The organism is Vibrio casei (genome assembly GCF_002218025.2).
GTDB classification, from domain to species: domain Bacteria; phylum Pseudomonadota; class Gammaproteobacteria; order Enterobacterales; family Vibrionaceae; genus Vibrio; species Vibrio casei.
Genome location: NZ_AP018680.1, coordinates 1249439 through 1265707 on the forward strand (window position 1 = coordinate 1249439; position 16269 = coordinate 1265707).

The window sequence follows — 16269 nt, forward strand, 5'->3', positions numbered from 1 at the left end:
GGGAGATAAATATCTTGGGGAAGGAAACAACCGTCATATCTTAGTAGAGAATATGCGTTTATTCACAAACTTAAAAACATTGAAGAAATAGGATAAGTTTTATTGATCTACCTCTATATGATGCAAAGGTGATACGAGAATAATGAGCGTGTACTTTAATAAGAGCTCATTTATATGCCCCAATATTCCCGATACTTCTTTCCTATTATTGTTCCACTTATTGTGCTTTTGATGCCTTTATCTGTCTTCCCATTTGATGGCATGACGATTATTCAGCAACGTGTCGCCGCCATTTTTTTGTTTGCTGCGCTGAGTTGGATCTTAGAGCCTATCCCAATTTATGCGACTTCTGTCGCCATTATCAGTTTTGAGTTGTTGTTGATATCAGATAAGTCTTTTATTGTATTTCGATCTCAAGAATCAACCGCTTTGTATGGTGAAGTCTTAAACCATACGGACATCATGGCAACATTTGCTAACCCTATTATTATGTTGTTTTTGGGTGGTTTTTTCTTAGCTATGGCGGCGACCAAATACCGTTTAGATGTAAACCTTGCTAGGGTATTTTTAAAGCCTTTTGGTGATAAACCTAAAAATATGATGTTAGGTTTGATGCTGATTACCGCAATGTTTTCAATGTTTATGTCTAATACTGCAACGACAGCCATGATGCTTTCGATTTTAGCGCCTGTGATGGTGCTACTTAAACCAAACGATCCAAGCCGTACTGCTTTTGCTTTGTGTATCCCATTAGCTGCTAATATTGGTGGAATTGGTACGCCGATAGGAACTCCTCCTAATGCGATAGCGCTAAAATATTTACAAGGCACGTCGAGTATTTCTTTTGGTGAGTGGATGGCCTTTGGAGTTCCATTTGTCATTGTCTTAATGGCATTGTCGTGGCTGTTAATTGGGTACCTCTTTCCTGCAAATCAAAAAAAGATCACACTCGATATTCAAGGAGAATTTTTAAAAACTTCAAAAGCCATCATTGTTTATATTACGTTTGGTGTAACAATTTTATTGTGGTTAATGGGCAACACTCACGGTATGAATTCTTATACCATTGCTTTGATCCCTGTAACGGTGTTTCTGATGACGGGTATTATTACTAAAGATGATTTAAAAAAAATATCATGGGATGTGTTGTGGTTGGTCTCTGGTGGTATTGCTTTAGGATTGGCGTTAGATAAAAGTGGTCTTGCTGCTTTGATAGTTTACAGCATTCCATTTGGTGATTTTTCACCTTATATTGTATTGATTGGCGCGGCAGTGCTGAGTTTGTTAATGGCAAATTTTATGTCAAACACAGCAACTGCAAATTTATTAATGCCTATTATGGCGGCTTTGGGTGTGTCGATGACTAACCTTGCTCCGCTGGGTGGGCAGACTACTCTGATTCTAGTCGTCACCTTTGCCGCTTCACTTGGCATGGCATTACCGATTAGTACCCCCCCGAATGCGTTAGCTCATGCGACTGGGCATATAGAAACACGCCATATGGCTAAAGTTGGTGTGATTGTTGGTATTGCTGGTGTGGCTCTCAGTTTTGTGCTTGTGGCACTATTAAATATGCTTAATACTTGGTAAGGATGAATAGGGAATAATATTATGGATGGATTAAACATTGTCTGTGTCGATGACAAACCTGAGGTTGTGTTCAAATTGCTGCATGATCTTTCAATCTTCTCTGATTGGATTAAAGTGAAGCAATGTTTTAATGCTGATGAAGCACAAGCTTGGTTAGAAAAGCTTGATCGAAAAGGGGAGTTTGTCAGTGTGGTCATTTCTGATCAAAATATGCCGGGTAAACATGGGATTGATTTACTGGTTTGGCTAAGCTCAGATAGGCGTTTTCGTCACACTAAAACCCTTATGTTGACGAATAACCCAACTATGAAGGTATTGTTGGATGCAATTAATAAGGCTCATGTTGATCGTTTCTTTGTTAAACCTTGGGATGAGGAAGCATTGGTAAATGAAGTCAGAATATTAGTGACGGAATACGTGTTTGAAAAAGGGCTAGATTACATGCCATTACGCGATAAGTTAGATTCTGATATGGTATTGAAGTATTTGTATTAATTATCTGCTTTACTCCTAGGTATCGAAGTAAAACAGATATCAACAATGATTAAAATATGGTTTATCGTTATCCAACCAACTGCCAGTTATTTAATGTGGCTAGGTGTTTTGTTGAAGTGATTTTCAATTAGACGTTGGCTGATGGAGTGCTGAGGGTGAGCAATGACTTGCTGAGTTTCGCCTGATTCAACCACTTCACCATCGTGCATAACAATCACTTTATCGGTAATGTGTTTTATGACACCAATATGCTGAGATACATACACAAAAGAAACTCCCATTTCCTCTTGAAGCTCTAAAAATAAGTTAATGATTTGCGAACGCATTGCCATATCTAAACCATTTAGTGCTTCATCTGCCACAATAACAGAAGGTTGTAATACTAACGCTCGGGCTAAACAAACACGTTGTTTTTGACCAGTTGCTAGCATTTGAGGGTAGAAATAAGCATGTTCAGGTAACAGGCCGACACGAATGAGCGTTTCTTTGACACGCCAGATACGCGCTTCTGGTGACATTTGTGTATTACGTTTTAGTGGTTCTTCTAAAATACGGCCAATCTGAATACGTGGATTTAACGAAGTATTAGGGTCTTGGAAAATCATTCGAATCAGCTTACAACGAGTTGAATAATCCTTGTTCATTAATTGTTCGCCATTGACAAATATTTTGCCTTGGCTTGGCTCAACTACACCCGTAAGCATTTTAGCTAATGTTGATTTCCCTGAGCCATTTTGTCCGATGATGCCCAGAGTTTGTCCTGCATCGAGTGTAAATGAAATTGGTTTTACGGCTTCATGGACACGCTTTTTTAATAAGCCAGAACGAGTTACAAAATTTTTGGATAATCCAATTACTTCTAATAATGCACTCATATCGGTTTCTCCACTTTCACTTTTTTCTCTAGTGTTGTTCGCTTTTCCATATTAAGCGGAAAATGGCAGCTAAATTTATGAGTTTTAATTCGTTTACGCTCAGGAACATGCACACATTTTGTTTGTGCATATGGACAGCGTGGCCCTAAGCGACAACCAATAGGTAAATGCTGAAGAGGTGGAATTGAGCCTGGCAGTGAAGGCAGTCGGCTTTTATGTGGAATCCATTCGTTAAAGTCGGGCATAGCATGCAATAGTGCGACCGTATAAGGGTGTTTAGGCTCATTTAAAATATGTTTGGTACTAGCCGATTCAACGGATTGACCGCAATACATGACGGTAATTCGTGTTGCCCATTGAGTAATCGTGGTTAAATCGTGCCCGATTAGCATAATTGTAGTGTTGTTGACTTGATTCATTCGGCTCAATAAACGCAAAATTTGAGATTGTGTAATAGGGTCTAAATCATTGGTTGGTTCATCGGCGATGAGGACCTTAGGCTTGGAAGCAATGGCCATTGCAATCATGATTTTTTGACATTGTCCATCGGTGAGCTCGTAAGGATAACTGCCCATGACTTGGCGGTGATCCTTAATGCCTACTTTATGTAAGAGTGCCTTGGCTAATTTATGACGCCAATGCCAACGTTGCCACCATTTCCCTTCAAAGGATGACGAAGGGATAGACTCTCGTAATTGATGACCAATCTCTTCTGAAGGGTCTAAGCAGCTAGAGGGTTCTTGGAAAATAACCGCAATATCACGAGCAATGACTCGTCGTCTTTCTTTGACGGTTAATTGAAGTAAATCGATATTACCTAAACGCATCCGGTCAGCAGAGACTTTCCATGTATCTTTGGTTAGCCCAACAATGGCTTTGGCTACAAGGCTTTTCCCTGAGCCAGACTCACCCACTAAACCACGAATTTCACCTTCATTCAGTGTGATGCTCATTCGGTCAACCGCTTTCACTGTTCCGTGCGGAGTTTCAATTTCAATAGTGAGGTTTCTAATATCAAGTAAAGGCATTATTCAATTCCTGCGTTTAACGCTTGGCGAACGCCTTCACCAACTAAGTTGATGATGATCACCGAAAACATAATGAATAAACCGGGTAATGTTACCGTCCACGGAGCAAGATAAATCAAGTCAACGGAATCGCCTAACATGGTTCCCCATTCAGGAGATGGCGCTTGTGCGCCAAGCCCTAAAAAGCCCAATGCGCTAATGTCTAAAATTGCAATGGATGCTGCCATGGTCATTTCTGCTGCAATGACGGTCGCAATATTTGGTAAAATAGAGCTCCATAAAAGGTGGAAGTTATTTGCACCGTCTAAGCGAGCAGCGATGTTGTAATCTTTTTCAACTTCAGCATTGACAGCTAAGTAAACGGAGCGAATAAAACGAGGAATAAGGGCTAAGCAAATAGCTAAAAGAATGGTGAATTCACCAGAACCAAAAAATGCGACAAAGATAATGGCCAGTAATAATGATGGAATTGACATGACAGTATCAAGTAAGTGATTGAGGGTACTTGATAGCAGGCCTTTTGTCATACCAGCAAAGATACCGATAGTACAACCGATCAATGTGGCGATTAACATTATAACCATGCCGGATCCAAAAGTCAGTTGAGCTCCCATCAGAAGGCGAGACAAAATATCGCGTCCAATATCGTCAGTCCCTAAAAAATACTGAACGCTGCCTTGATGGCTCCAAGATGGTGGTTGTAACAAATTTTTAGTTTGCATTAATGGATCATGAGCAACTAAGAAAGGGGCTGTGATGGTGATTAAGCTTAAAAGTACAAAGCACCATAATCCAAACATAGCAAGGCTGTTTGAACGGTAACTGCGCCAGAAACGTTCGAATTGACCCGGAATGCGGTCTTCTTGATAAATATTATTTGACAGCATACCACTGCTTCCTTACTAAAGGGTTAACCATCGCACCAATGAGATCAGATAAGATGTTGGCTAGGAGGACAAAGGTTGCTACGGCCATAACTCCGGCTTGAATGGAGACGTAATCTTTGTCGGCTAATGCTTCCAGTAACCAACGACCAATACCTGGCCAATTAAAAATAGATTCAGTGATGATGGCATAAGTCAGCATGCTAGAAAGTTGCACACCTACTTTTGGTATTATTGGGGGGATAGCATTGCGAAGTACGTGTTGGAAAACAATTTCGTAAGTTGATAGCCCTCGAATTCGTGCTGCCCGAATGTAGTTTTGCTTCCTGACTTCCGCGACAGATGAGCGCATGAGCCGAATTACTTCGGTGGTTGGTGCTAACGCTAACACTAAACAAGGTAATACTAAGTGCATTAAAACATTTTGTATTAACTGCATCCGTAATGGATCATTTGTCAAAAAAGCATCGATTACAGCAAAGCCGGTTATATAAGGCACATCAAATAATAAATCATGGCGTCCTGAAACGGGCGTGTAACCTAAATTTAAGGAAAAAAACATGATCATCATTAATGCAATCCAAAAAATAGGGATTGAATAACCGACCATTGAGCTAAAAGAAATAATTGTATCGAGCACTTTACCTTGGCGCATACCTGCTAATGTCCCAATAGGGATGCCTACCATCAATGAAAAAATCATGGCAAAAAAGCATAACTCTAAAGTGGCAGGAAAAACCATTTTGATTTCATCGATGACTGGAATACCATACAAATTTACCCCTAAATTCATTTGGGATAATTGGCCTAAATAGGTCGTCCAACCTTGAAAAAAATCTTGAATAGCCCATGGAGAAAGAGGGTCTAAGCGCAGGATGCTATAGCCAATCAATGTGAGTATTAACAAAGTGATTATGAATAAATTTATTCGACGCAGAGTATAAACCAGCATTATTTTTCCCTTACAACATGTTCGAAACTACCCGAATTAAAAGGGTTTAAGGCAAATCCACTGAGCGAACTGTGGTGAACTTGATATTGTACACCATGTGCAATAGGAATAATGGGTAAAGCTTGCGTTAACATGGTTTGAGCTTGGTGATATAAATTCATACGATGTCGTTTTTGATCACTTTCACGTGCCAGCATTAATAAAAAATCGAAATCAGGGTTACACCACATTGAAATATTTAATCCTGCTTGTTGAGCCTCACATGAAAGCAGTGGGCGCAGTAAACTGTCTGGTTCACCGGTATTAGCTGACCAACCTGTCAATACTAAATCGGTATTTGGTTGTGTTGTTAATACTCGGCGTTTCACATTTTCTTCCGTCATAATATTGAGTGTTATGCCAATATCAGCAAAGTCTGATTGAATGAGTTCTGCGGTTTTATGTGGGTTGGGATTAAAAGATTGCGCAGTGAGAGGAACCCACAAAGTTAGATGTAATCCTGTTTCATAACCCGCTTGTTTTAATAAAGCCTTTGCGTAAGCACGATCATAACGAATTTGTTTGCTATTGTCTTGATAAGCCCACGATTCGGAGGGTAATAATGAAGTTGCAACCTGGCCTTTTCCATAATAAACCGATTCTAAAATGTTTTTTCGATTGACCGCGAAGCTGAGTGCTTTCCTTACCTTTATGTTATTTAAAGCAAAATGTTGAGTATTGATGGCGATAAAAGCAACATTCATTGCTTGATTGGTATTGGTACGAATATTTTCGGCTTTATCAAGAACGGTTAATTGGCTCGTAATGGGGTCGGTCATGACATCACATTCATTTCTTAGTAATTTAGCTAGGGTTCCTGTACCACGATTAGCAAAATCAAATACTACTTGTTCCATTTTTGCCTCACCATTCCAATATTTGGCATGGCGAACCAAGCGTATTAAATCATTATTCTCAGTGTCCAGCATTTTAAATGGGCCAGTTCCGATAGGGAATTGATCCATATTGGACTTTTTTCCAATAGAAATTAAATACTCGGCATATTCTGCTGAGTGAATCGAGGCAAAAATAGTTGCAATATTGGAAAGAAAAGTATTATCAGGATAGTTAAGAGTAAAAGTGACATGTCTATCGTCTACTGCAACGACATCTTTAACGAGTTTAGAAAAACCAATACTTTGAAACCAAGGATAATGTGCACCATTGACATAATGAAAAGGGTTATTTGAGTCAATAATACGCTTGAAGCTAAAGACAACATCATCGGCATTGAAAGGTCGGGTCGGTAGAAACCAAGCGGTTGATTGAAACATCACGTTATCTTTTAGTGTAAAGGTATAAATTGTGTTGTTAGGGTTGCTGACCCATTGAGTGGCGAGTTGGGGAATAGGTTGTAACGTTTGGGGATCCAGTGCGAGTAAAGAATTAAACAGTTGAGGTGCAATCGCTTTAATACTTTTATTACCATCCGATAATTGAGGGTTAAAAAAATTAGGGTAAGTGTCTGCACAATAGATAAAACCATGTTGGCGAACTTGATTATCTTTTGGCATGTTATCACATGCCGTTAACCCGAAAATGGCAAAAGTAAGAATGAAAACGTAGCGAAGAAAAGTAGGCATCTTAAACATACTCAGTGGATGGAAATAACAATGCTAGGCAAGCAGATAATGTTTGCCTTGATCTATTAGTACTAACTTTGGCTTTCGTTGCCAATCATATTGTATTTACGCAACATGCCTCTAAATTGATGGTAGCTTAAACCGAGAAGCTTAGCCGCATTTCGTTGGTTGTATTTGGCCTGTTTCAAACTTTTAGTCAGTAAATACGTGTCTTGTTCGGTTTGCCATTGTTTGTAGTTTATAGGAAGTGATACTTTGATTTGGGTATCTTTGAATTCAATTTCTTTTTTTGGATTGGTGACGGCGTCACCTTTTTTAAATGGATTGAAGACAATATGAATAATAGGTGTTGTTTGTTCACCATGCTGATAAACGGCACGTTCAACGACATTTTTTAATTCACGGACATTGCCAGGCCACGGGTAATTCAGCAATGATTTTCTTGCCTGTGTGCTGAATCCCGAAAATAATGGAAATCCAAGCTCTTGGCACATTTGAATCGCATAGTGTTCGGCGAGTAATAATATGTCTTCAATTCGCTCTCTTAGAGGGGGGAGTTGAATCACATCAAATGCTAAACGATCAAGTAAATCGGCCCGAAAAGTACCTTGTTCGGTCAGTTCAGGAAGATTGGCGTTGGTGGCACAAATCAAACGTACATTAGCATGCAATGTTTTTTGCCCACCAACGCGTTCATATTCTCCGTACTCAATAACTCTTAAAAGCTTTTCTTGTACCGATAAAGGAGCCGTGGCCAGTTCATCTAAGAATAACGAACCATTTTCCGCCCGTTCAAATCTGCCTTTATGCTGTCCTTTTGAGCCAGTAAACGATCCAGATTCATGACCGAACAATTCAGAATCAATTAAACCTTCACTTAATGTCGAACAATTTAAGCTGACTAATGGAGATTGCCAACGTTTGGACAAGTAGTGTAAGCGTTGGGCAATAAGCTCTTTGCCGGTACCTCGTTCACCAACAATTAATACTGGACGTTCAATTCCGGCAAGTTGGGACGTTTTATCGAGCGCAGTAAGAAAAGTCGCGGATTGACCAATGATATTCTGAGCTTTCATGTTATCGATCCTAAAATTGGTTAGATTTACCAATGATTAGTCAAAGTGCTCACTTATTGCAAGTGGAGATTGTTGGTTTAATATTTTTTCTTTTATTTTCAAATGATTAAAAGTTGGCATGATTCCTGTAGTGATAGTTGTTAATTATATCCACTAACCTAATTGTTAATTGAAAAGGAGTCGACCATGGGGATTTTTTCACGTTTTACTGATATCGTTAATTCAAATATCAGCTCATTACTTGATAAAGCTGAAGATCCAGAAAAAATGATTCGCCTGATCATCCAAGAAATGGAAGATACGCTAGTTGAAGTTCGTACGCATTCAGCTAAAGCATTGGCTGATGATAAAGAGCTCACACGCCGTATTCAATTTGTTGAAGAACAAGTTGAAGAGTGGAAATCCAAAGCAGCATTGGCGATTCAAAAGGAGCGTGAAGATTTAGCTCGCGCCGCTTTAATTGAAAAACAAAAGATGGAAGATAATTTAAAAGATCTTCGCAACGAAAAAACACTACTGACGGAATCTGTTGAAAAGTTAGCGGGTGAAATTGGTAAGCTTGAAATTAAAATCATTGAAACACGTGCTAAGCAAAAATCGATTGTGATGCGTAAACAAGCAGCAGGTCATCGTCGAGATATTAAAAAACAACTTCATACAGGCAAAACAGAAGAAGCATTATCTAAATTTGAGCAATACGAGCGTAAGATTGATGAGCTAGAAGCGGAAGCCGATAGCTACGATTTAGGTGCAAAAGGTAAAGATTTGAATCAAGAGTTTGCCGATTTACAAGCCGATGATGAAATTGAAAAAGAATTAGAAAAGCTGAAAAAAAGCTTACAAGATAAATAATGCATCATTACGTGGTTCTTTTTATAAAAGACAATATTTAATGGTAAAAAATAAAAGGGTGGCATTAGCGTCCCAATAAGAGAGAGGAGTGGTTCATGAGTGCTTTATTCGTGACTCCGTTAGTTGTATTTTTAATTTTTGTCGCGCCGTTATGGCTTCTTTTGCATTACCGTAGTAAGCGTAAAGTATCGAGTGGATTATCAAGAGAAGAGCTTGAACAACTAAAAACATTGGCAGAACGCGCTGAGAGTGTTCAGCAACGAGTCAAAACATTAGAAAAAATCTTAGATGTAGAGGCTCCAAACTGGAGACGTAATCATGGCTAAAGGCATGGATAAAAGTGCACTTTATCGAGAACCAAAAAATGGCAAGATAGCAGGTGTTTGCGCCGGCCTTGGCCGTTATTTTGGTATGGAAGTTTGGTGGGTACGTATTATTGTCGTTTCTGCTTTCTTGCTCGGTGGTGGTATTTTGGTTTTGTTTGCTTACGTTGGTTTATGGCTAATGCTGGACAAACGCCCGGAGTCGTTGGACGCAGAAGATGAACTTGATTTTGACCACACGATTAAAAGTAAACCTTGGCAGAAAGGGCAGATTCCCTCTGAATTATTAAAAGAGCTTAATAAAGAGTATGAATCACTAGAGTCAAAAATTCGTAACATGGAAGCGTATGTCACGTCCGATGCTTATAAAGTGAATAAAGCGTTTAATCAATTGTAATTCTAAATGAAATATTGATTCATTTGGTATTATATCTGCCCCTGGTTCAGCTATGCTGTCAGGGGCATTTTTATATTTAGATGGCGATAAGGATCATTAATTTAATGAATACGCAAACCGATACGACCTGTGGCTGGGCTATGAAGCATGACAACGAACGTGAATATCACGATCTTGAGTGGGGCATGCCTGTTTTTGATGATAGGGTACTGTTTGAGTTCATTTGTCTTGAAGGTGCGCAAGCAGGATTAAGTTGGCGAACGATTCTAAATAAACGGGCTGGTTACACCGCTGCGTTTGAACATTTTGATATTGAGGTGCTTGCTCGATACGATGAAAGTCATGTTGCTAATATTATTGAGACGTATGATGTAGTTAAGCACAAAGGAAAAATTGCCTCGGTGTTTTCAAATGCGAGAGCGGCACAAGTTTTGCAAAAAGAATACGGTTCACTAAGCGCAGCATTATGGCAATTTGTTGATGGAAAGCCGATTCAAAATGCATGGACTGATATGTCTCAAGTTCCGGCGGTTACAGAACAGTCGAAAGCCATGAGTAAATTTTTAAAAAAAAATGGTTTTAAATTCATGGGGGAGACGATTTGTTATGCTTTTATGCAGGCGACCGGTATGGTGAATGATCATGTTATTGATTGTCCGTGCTACCAAAAATGTCAGGTATCGACGGTACAAATGTAAGTTTAGAATATTACCAATCTATTTATTCAAGACATTGTTTGTATAGACGTTATTCCTCTTGCTTATGATTGGTTGCATCAGCTTAGCATGTTTGATTGAAAGCTGACCAGTCGGTTTTCGGTATTGGTAAAAACCTTGTAAATAAGATGGATAATTGGGGCGTATGTTTGTACTCTGAACATGTTCTTGGTTCTATATTCTATCGTTGATCTTCTGTAGAGCGGAAGTTCAAGTATGTGTTTCATAAATGATAAATGTTTTTATAAAATAGGAGAAATACATGGATGTTAAATCGGATAAACCGGCTTCAACGGTTTTAATTCCCGTTTTTATTCCCGCCGTTATTGTTATTGCTTTAGTAGTGATTGGAACTATATCTAACCCTGAGCGAGCCGGCATTTTCTTTTCTGACTTGCTTGCCGATGTTACTACTAATTTTGGTTGGTTTTATATGCTTGCGGTTGCCATTTTTTTGGTCTTTATCGTAACGGTCGCGATCAGTAAATGGGGCGAGATAAAACTCGGTCCCGATCACTCTGAGCCAGAATATAGCTTCGTAGAGTGGTTCGCGATGTTATTTTCTGCAGGTTATGGTATCGCATTGCTTTTCTTCGGTGTGGCCGAGCCAGTATTGCATTACGCATCACCGCCAACCGCAACACCAGAAACTATCGATGCTGCTCGTCAAGCGATGCAAATTGCGTTTTTTCACTGGGGTTTTCACATTTGGGCGATTTATGGTTTAGTGGGGCTGTCACTTGCTTACTTCGCTTTTCGCCATGGTTTACCACTTTCTATGCGCTCGACACTTTATCCTCTAATTGGCGATAAAATTCATGGTCCAATTGGTCATACTGTTGATACTTTTGCGATTCTCGGGACTTTGTTTGGTATTGCCACCACGCTAGGTTTATCGGTAACACAAATCAACACTGGCTTAAATTATTTATGGCCTGAAATTCCAATTAATAGCACCGTACAAATTATTGCGATTACCTTGATCACTTTATGTGCGTTGGTTTCAGTATTAGCAGGTATGGATAAAGGGGTGAAAAACTTATCTCTACTGAATATCGCACTTGCTCTTTTATTGATGATATTTGTGTTTATCGCCGGTCCAACTCTGTTTATCTTAAACACCTTTATGCAAAATACAGGTAGCTATTTAAGTAACATTGTTGAGCGTACCTTTAATCTACAAGCATACGTATCAAGCGATTGGATTGGTAACTGGACACTGTTCATCTTTGGTTGGACTATTGCATGGGCACCGTTTGTTGGTTTGTTTATTGCAAAAATTAGCCGTGGGAGAACTATTCGCCAGTTCGTAGTGGGTGTTATGGTCGTACCAACGATCTTCACTTTCCTTTGGTTTTCAGTGTTTGGTGATACGGCGTTACATATGATCATGACCGATGGTTATCACCATATCATTCAAGAAGTTCAAAATAATAATGCTATTGCTTTGTTCAAATTGTTTGAACGTCTGCCTATGACATCGATTATTTCGTTTATTACGGTTATTTTAATTATTACTTTCTTTGTGACGTCATCCGATTCAGGCTCATTGGTTATCGACTCTTTAGCCTCTGGTGGGGTACAAGAAACGCCAATTTGGCAACGTACTTTCTGGGTAGCAACAGAAGGGGTTGTCGCTTCAGTGCTGTTATTAGCTGGTGGTTTAGGTGCTTTACAGACCGCGAGTGTTGTCAGTGCTTTACCATTTGCGATTATCATGCTTATTGCGATGGTAGGTATGATCAAAGCATTGCGTATTGAAGGGCATCATGAAGATAGCCAACAGCAATATAGACAAATGCAGCAATCGACTAGTCCTACAGGGAAAGGCTTGTGGAAGAAGCGTTTAGCCAATTTAGTCGATTTCCCATCACGTGATTCTGTTGATAACTTTATTCGTATTACGGCATTAAATAGTATGCGTAAAGTGGAAGAAGAATTGGAAGCTCAAGATTGGGAAGCTGAGGTGACTTTTGATGAAGAACAATGCCGCGCTCATTTTGAAGTTTATAAAGAAGGGCAAGTTGAGTTCATCTACGAAATTCGTTTGCGTGCTTATGAAATACCAGAGTTTGCGGCTAATGAAGATGGTGATGAACTGCAAGACGAATATTATTATCGTGCTGAGGTTTTTTTACGTCGTGGTGGTCAAGCTTATGATGTTTACAACTATGAGCCTCAAGACATTATCAATGACATTTTGAATCAGTTCGAACGTTATTTGCATTTTGTGCATATTTCTCCGGGTATTCTTCCTTGGAATATGGAAGAACACGACGATGATGCGCTGCCTGAAAAATCGGATACATAAAAACGATATCTATCAACTCGCGATGAAAACTCGCTTGTTGTTTTTAAGTATTTACGAGAATAAGCCTCACTAGAGATAGTGGGGTTTTTTTAGATTTAAAGAAATCATAATGGCTCATTTGGTGTTTGATGTTGACTTGTGAGCCACTCTGGCTCATCATTATTTGAGCTAAACACCAAATGAGCTAGTGTTGAAGGGGAAGGAGTTTTCATGCCACATCCTAAAGTTATCGGGTATCTACGGGTTTCACCTAAAATAGAAGATATAGATCATCGTATTGAGGCGATGAAAAATATAACTCAAAAATTATTATTTATTGAAAAGGGAGTAAGAGGCCATGTGCCTTTGGACGAAAGGCCTCAGTTTCAATTGGCTATCTCACAGATCAATACTGGAGATACATTGCTTATTTGGTGGATGACTGATTTTGGGCTGGGCTTCAAGCTCGCTTATGATGTGATTACCGACTTATTATCTAAAGGTATTACCGTTAAAACTCACCATCAAAATCTTTGTTTTAAACCAAATGATGATCAAACGGATGCGCTTTTACGTTTAATTAAAGGTTATGAAGAAATTGAAACTTTTCAGCGTTTAATGGCGGCAGAACTTGGTCGTCGTAAATTGAAAGACAATAAAGGGGAGTGGGACGATAAATTCCGTGGAAGGCGTGCAAACCATGAGCTTCATAAAAGTATTGCCAAATTACTTTTAACTGATCGCACTTTGCAAGCAATAGCCGATGAAACGGGATCCAGTATTTCGACAGTGAAACGTGTGAAATCGAAGTTACAGCGTAAAGCAGAAATAAGCAGCATGGAGATCTCCCATCGTAAAAGAGATAGAAGACATGACCGCCATACTCATCACATTCGACAGACTGAACTTGAACAAGTTACGCGAAAAATTTCTGCTCTAGAAGCAAGTAAAAAATATAAGGAATGTAAATGAAGCCGAATCGTAAACTGAAAAGTGCTGCTGTGATCGCAACGTTATCACTTACTCCGAATATGCAGCGTATTGTTTTACAAGGTGACGACCTTAAAGAATTACAGACTACCGATCTTGGCGGCTACATTAAATTAATGTTTCACCCAGATGGACACACTGATATAAGTAACATGGCAGAAGGCGAACGTCCTGTTATGAGGACTTATACGATTAGTGAATTAAATATTGATAAAGGTGAAATTAGTGTCGATTTTGTTAAACATGAAGTGAATGCTGAGCTTTGCTCTAATATTGATAGGGAAAGTGGTGGATATGCCATTTCTTGGGCTACGCAAGCATCAGTAGGAGATCTTATATACATTGGTGGCCCCGGTAATAGTCAAAATATTGATTTTAATGCGAACCGGTGCATCTTAATTGCTGACATGACTGCTATTCCCGCAGTGAGCGCTAAAATTGCAATGTTAGATAAAGAGGCCGTTGGCGACGTGTTTGTGCAAATAACGTCACAAAAAGATTTGCCAAATTGGACTTTACCCGATGGTATGACATTGCATACTGTGTTTGGTAATGTGCCAATGCAACTGGCTGAAGCGGTTACTAATTTGGTTATTGATCGCCAAGATGTAGCTATTTGGTGTGCGTGTGAGTTTACTGCGATGAAAGCGATTCGTACTTACTTTAATGATAACGATGCCATACAACGAAGTAAAAGTTACTTCAGTAGTTACTGGAAACAAGGTGTGACAGAAGATGGGCATAAAATCATTAAGCGAGAAGACGCAGATAGTGAAGCCTTTTAAAAGGCATTTTATACCGACAATATTAGTGTTGTTCGCTTCGATTTGGTTTTTTGATGAATAACTTTTTACAATTGTTGAGCAAAGCTAAACAATAATAAAACAGCGAGTTTAACACTCGCTGATTTATTATAAGATAAAGCGTTTTTTCGTTATCCATTCAATGTGGCATTATACGCTTCAAAGCCACGCTCTAAATCAGCGATTAAATCATCGACATTTTCTAAACCAATATGGAGTCGAACTAGTGTCCCTTCAAAATTAGGGTTAGAAACAGTACGCATCGTATCGAAACTGCGTGGCTCATTAGCAAGAATTAGACTTTCATACCCACCCCAAGAATACCCCATACTGAAATGATGAACGGTATCAAGTAATGCTGTTGTAGCGTGCTTATTACTGGTTTTCATTACGAAGGAAAATAAGCCATTTGAGCCGGTGAAATCACGTAAAAAAAACTCATGCCCTGGGCACGATGGTAATGCTGGGTGGCGGACATGGTCTACTTCAGGACGAGTTTCAAGCCATTTTGCAATTGCTAAGCTGTTTTGTTCATGTTGCTTTAGGCGAACGCTGAGTGTGCGTAGACCGCGTAAACCAGTATAAGCATCATCCGGAGAGACGCATTGACCAAGTAAGTAACTTTGCTCACGTAATTGAGGCCAGTATTTTTCATTGGCAACTGCAGTGCCTAGCATGACATCTGAGTGACCAACGATGTATTTAGTGGCTGCTTGAATTGAAATATCGACACCGTGCTCAAAGGGTGAAAAGTTCACGCCAGCGGCCCAAGTATTGTCGAGCATCACAATGATATCGTGTTCATGTGCAATGCGAGATAATGTTGGTACATCTTGCACTTCCATGGTGTAAGAACCCGGAGATTCAGTAAATAGAATCTTAGTATTTGGACGAATGAGATCGCGAATCCCTTCACCGATACTTGGTTCGTAATACGTGGTTTCAATCCCCATTTTTTTGAGAATGATATTGCAGAAATCACGGGTTGGCTCATAGCAGCTATCAACCATTAAAACGTGATCGCCATGCTCAACGAAAGACAAGATTGAATTTGTAATCGCTGCAGCGCCACAAGGATAAAGGGCGCAACCTGCACCCCCTTCAATTTCGACCATTGCTTCTTGGAAGGCAAAATGGGTTTCAGTACCACGGCGACCGTAAAATAAAGTGTGCCCCTGGCGCTTCATCGTGGCAGCATTTTTTTCAGCAACGGTATCAAATACAATAGTAGAAGCACGTTGTACGGGTGGGTTCACAACGCCATGAGTCCATTTTTTATTACGTCCGGCGGTGATCAATGTGGTTTCAAATTTTTTTGACATTCTACATCCTTATTTCTGTCGTACTCCATCACTCGATAATGAAGCTAAAGTTGA

Annotated in this window: 16 protein-coding genes; 9 read left to right on the forward strand and 7 right to left on the reverse strand. The window is 39.5% G+C overall.

Annotated elements, in window-relative coordinates; translation table 11 throughout:
* Nucleotides 1-174: 174 nt before the first annotated feature.
* Both VCASEI_RS06020 and VCASEI_RS06025 read left to right on the forward strand, forming a co-directional pair.
* A complete protein-coding gene (locus VCASEI_RS06020) occupies nt 175-1590 on the forward strand; it encodes an SLC13 family permease (protein ID WP_089110920.1) in 1416 nt (471 codons plus the stop codon).
* A gap of 21 nt (nt 1591-1611) precedes the next feature.
* A complete protein-coding gene (locus VCASEI_RS06025; protein WP_089110921.1) occupies nt 1612-2085 on the forward strand; it encodes a response regulator in 474 nt (157 codons plus the stop codon).
* A gap of 86 nt (nt 2086-2171) precedes the next feature.
* Here VCASEI_RS06025 and VCASEI_RS06030 read toward each other — a convergent pair whose 3' ends face one another.
* The 6 genes from VCASEI_RS06030 to pspF form a co-directional block, all read right to left on the reverse strand.
* The gene (locus VCASEI_RS06030) at nt 2172-2960 is read right to left on the reverse strand and encodes a peptide ABC transporter ATP-binding protein (RefSeq protein WP_089110922.1); all 789 of its coding nucleotides are present in this window, start codon (nt 2958-2960) and stop codon (nt 2172-2174) included.
* A complete protein-coding gene (locus tag VCASEI_RS06035; RefSeq protein WP_086958178.1) occupies nt 2957-3988 on the reverse strand; it encodes a peptide ABC transporter ATP-binding protein in 1032 nt (343 codons plus the stop codon). Before VCASEI_RS06035 ends, VCASEI_RS06030 begins: the two co-directional genes overlap by 4 nt.
* Nucleotides 3988-4875, reverse strand: a complete 888-nt coding sequence (locus VCASEI_RS06040) for an ABC transporter permease subunit (protein ID WP_086958180.1) — start codon at nt 4873-4875, stop codon at nt 3988-3990. Before VCASEI_RS06040 ends, VCASEI_RS06035 begins: the two co-directional genes overlap by 1 nt.
* Entirely contained in the window at nt 4862-5824 is a 963-nt protein-coding gene (locus VCASEI_RS06045; protein WP_086958182.1) for an ABC transporter permease, read from the reverse strand. The genes VCASEI_RS06040 and VCASEI_RS06045 overlap by 14 nt, the downstream gene beginning before the upstream one ends.
* The gene (locus tag VCASEI_RS06050; protein WP_170924538.1) at nt 5824-7446 is read right to left on the reverse strand and encodes an ABC transporter substrate-binding protein; all 1623 of its coding nucleotides are present in this window, start codon (nt 7444-7446) and stop codon (nt 5824-5826) included. The genes VCASEI_RS06045 and VCASEI_RS06050 overlap by 1 nt, the downstream gene beginning before the upstream one ends.
* A gap of 71 nt (nt 7447-7517) precedes the next feature.
* Complete coding sequence (pspF, locus tag VCASEI_RS06055) at nt 7518-8522, reverse strand: phage shock protein operon transcriptional activator (protein WP_089110923.1); 1005 nt, start codon at nt 8520-8522, stop codon at nt 7518-7520.
* A 186-nt stretch (nt 8523-8708) separates the two neighbouring features.
* Between pspF and pspA the strand changes: the two genes are divergently transcribed.
* From pspA to VCASEI_RS06090, 7 genes are all read left to right on the forward strand, one after another.
* Nucleotides 8709-9374 (forward strand): phage shock protein PspA, encoded by a 666-nt coding sequence (gene pspA, locus VCASEI_RS06060; RefSeq protein WP_086958187.1) that lies wholly within the window; start codon nt 8709-8711, stop codon nt 9372-9374.
* Nucleotides 9375-9469: 95 nt separating this feature from the next.
* On the forward strand, nt 9470-9700 hold the full coding sequence (pspB, locus tag VCASEI_RS06065; RefSeq protein WP_086958188.1) for an envelope stress response membrane protein PspB: 231 nt from the start codon (nt 9470-9472) through the stop codon (nt 9698-9700).
* A gap of 4 nt (nt 9701-9704) precedes the next feature.
* Nucleotides 9705-10094: an envelope stress response membrane protein PspC gene (pspC, locus tag VCASEI_RS06070; RefSeq protein WP_086958515.1), complete on the forward strand. Its 390-nt coding sequence runs from the start codon at nt 9705-9707 to the stop codon at nt 10092-10094.
* Between the two features lie 104 nt (nt 10095-10198).
* The gene (locus tag VCASEI_RS06075; RefSeq protein ID WP_086958189.1) at nt 10199-10792 is read left to right on the forward strand and encodes a DNA-3-methyladenine glycosylase I; all 594 of its coding nucleotides are present in this window, start codon (nt 10199-10201) and stop codon (nt 10790-10792) included.
* A 280-nt stretch (nt 10793-11072) separates the two neighbouring features.
* Nucleotides 11073-13121, forward strand: coding sequence for a BCCT family transporter (locus VCASEI_RS06080; protein WP_086958192.1), 2049 nt, complete (start codon nt 11073-11075; stop codon nt 13119-13121).
* Between the two features lie 210 nt (nt 13122-13331).
* Nucleotides 13332-14072 (forward strand): recombinase family protein, encoded by a 741-nt coding sequence (locus VCASEI_RS06085; protein ID WP_089110924.1) that lies wholly within the window; start codon nt 13332-13334, stop codon nt 14070-14072.
* Nucleotides 14069-14875, forward strand: a complete 807-nt coding sequence (locus VCASEI_RS06090; RefSeq protein ID WP_086958195.1) for a siderophore-interacting protein — start codon at nt 14069-14071, stop codon at nt 14873-14875. The genes VCASEI_RS06085 and VCASEI_RS06090 overlap by 4 nt, the downstream gene beginning before the upstream one ends.
* A 149-nt stretch (nt 14876-15024) precedes the next feature.
* On the opposite strand, the gene VCASEI_RS06095 is transcribed toward VCASEI_RS06090, so the two are convergent.
* Entirely contained in the window at nt 15025-16215 is a 1191-nt protein-coding gene (locus tag VCASEI_RS06095) for a cystathionine beta-lyase (RefSeq protein ID WP_086958197.1), read from the reverse strand.
* Nucleotides 16216-16269 lie beyond the last annotated feature (54 nt).

Bases quoted from the DNA above. Each gene is read 5' to 3' on its own strand.
- VCASEI_RS06020 (WP_089110920.1), top strand. From the start codon at position 175: ATGCCCCAATATTCCCGATACTTCTTTCCTATTATTGTTCCACTTATT.
- VCASEI_RS06025 (WP_089110921.1), top strand. From the start codon at position 1,612: ATGGATGGATTAAACATTGTCTGTGTCGATGACAAACCTGAGGTTGTG.
- VCASEI_RS06030 (WP_089110922.1), bottom strand. From the start codon at position 2,960: ATGAGTGCATTATTAGAAGTAATTGGATTATCCAAAAATTTTGTAACT.
- VCASEI_RS06035 (WP_086958178.1), bottom strand. From the start codon at position 3,988: ATGCCTTTACTTGATATTAGAAACCTCACTATTGAAATTGAAACTCCG.
- VCASEI_RS06040 (WP_086958180.1), bottom strand. From the start codon at position 4,875: ATGCTGTCAAATAATATTTATCAAGAAGACCGCATTCCGGGTCAATTC.
- VCASEI_RS06045 (WP_086958182.1), bottom strand. From the start codon at position 5,824: ATGCTGGTTTATACTCTGCGTCGAATAAATTTATTCATAATCACTTTG.
- VCASEI_RS06050 (WP_170924538.1), bottom strand. From the start codon at position 7,446: ATGCCTACTTTTCTTCGCTACGTTTTCATTCTTACTTTTGCCATTTTC.
- pspF (WP_089110923.1), bottom strand. From the start codon at position 8,522: ATGAAAGCTCAGAATATCATTGGTCAATCCGCGACTTTTCTTACTGCG.
- pspA (WP_086958187.1), top strand. From the start codon at position 8,709: ATGGGGATTTTTTCACGTTTTACTGATATCGTTAATTCAAATATCAGC.
- pspB (WP_086958188.1), top strand. From the start codon at position 9,470: ATGAGTGCTTTATTCGTGACTCCGTTAGTTGTATTTTTAATTTTTGTC.
- pspC (WP_086958515.1), top strand. From the start codon at position 9,705: ATGGATAAAAGTGCACTTTATCGAGAACCAAAAAATGGCAAGATAGCA.
- VCASEI_RS06075 (WP_086958189.1), top strand. From the start codon at position 10,199: ATGAATACGCAAACCGATACGACCTGTGGCTGGGCTATGAAGCATGAC.
- VCASEI_RS06080 (WP_086958192.1), top strand. From the start codon at position 11,073: ATGGATGTTAAATCGGATAAACCGGCTTCAACGGTTTTAATTCCCGTT.
- VCASEI_RS06085 (WP_089110924.1), top strand. From the start codon at position 13,332: ATGCCACATCCTAAAGTTATCGGGTATCTACGGGTTTCACCTAAAATA.
- VCASEI_RS06090 (WP_086958195.1), top strand. From the start codon at position 14,069: ATGAAGCCGAATCGTAAACTGAAAAGTGCTGCTGTGATCGCAACGTTA.
- VCASEI_RS06095 (WP_086958197.1), bottom strand. From the start codon at position 16,215: ATGTCAAAAAAATTTGAAACCACATTGATCACCGCCGGACGTAATAAA.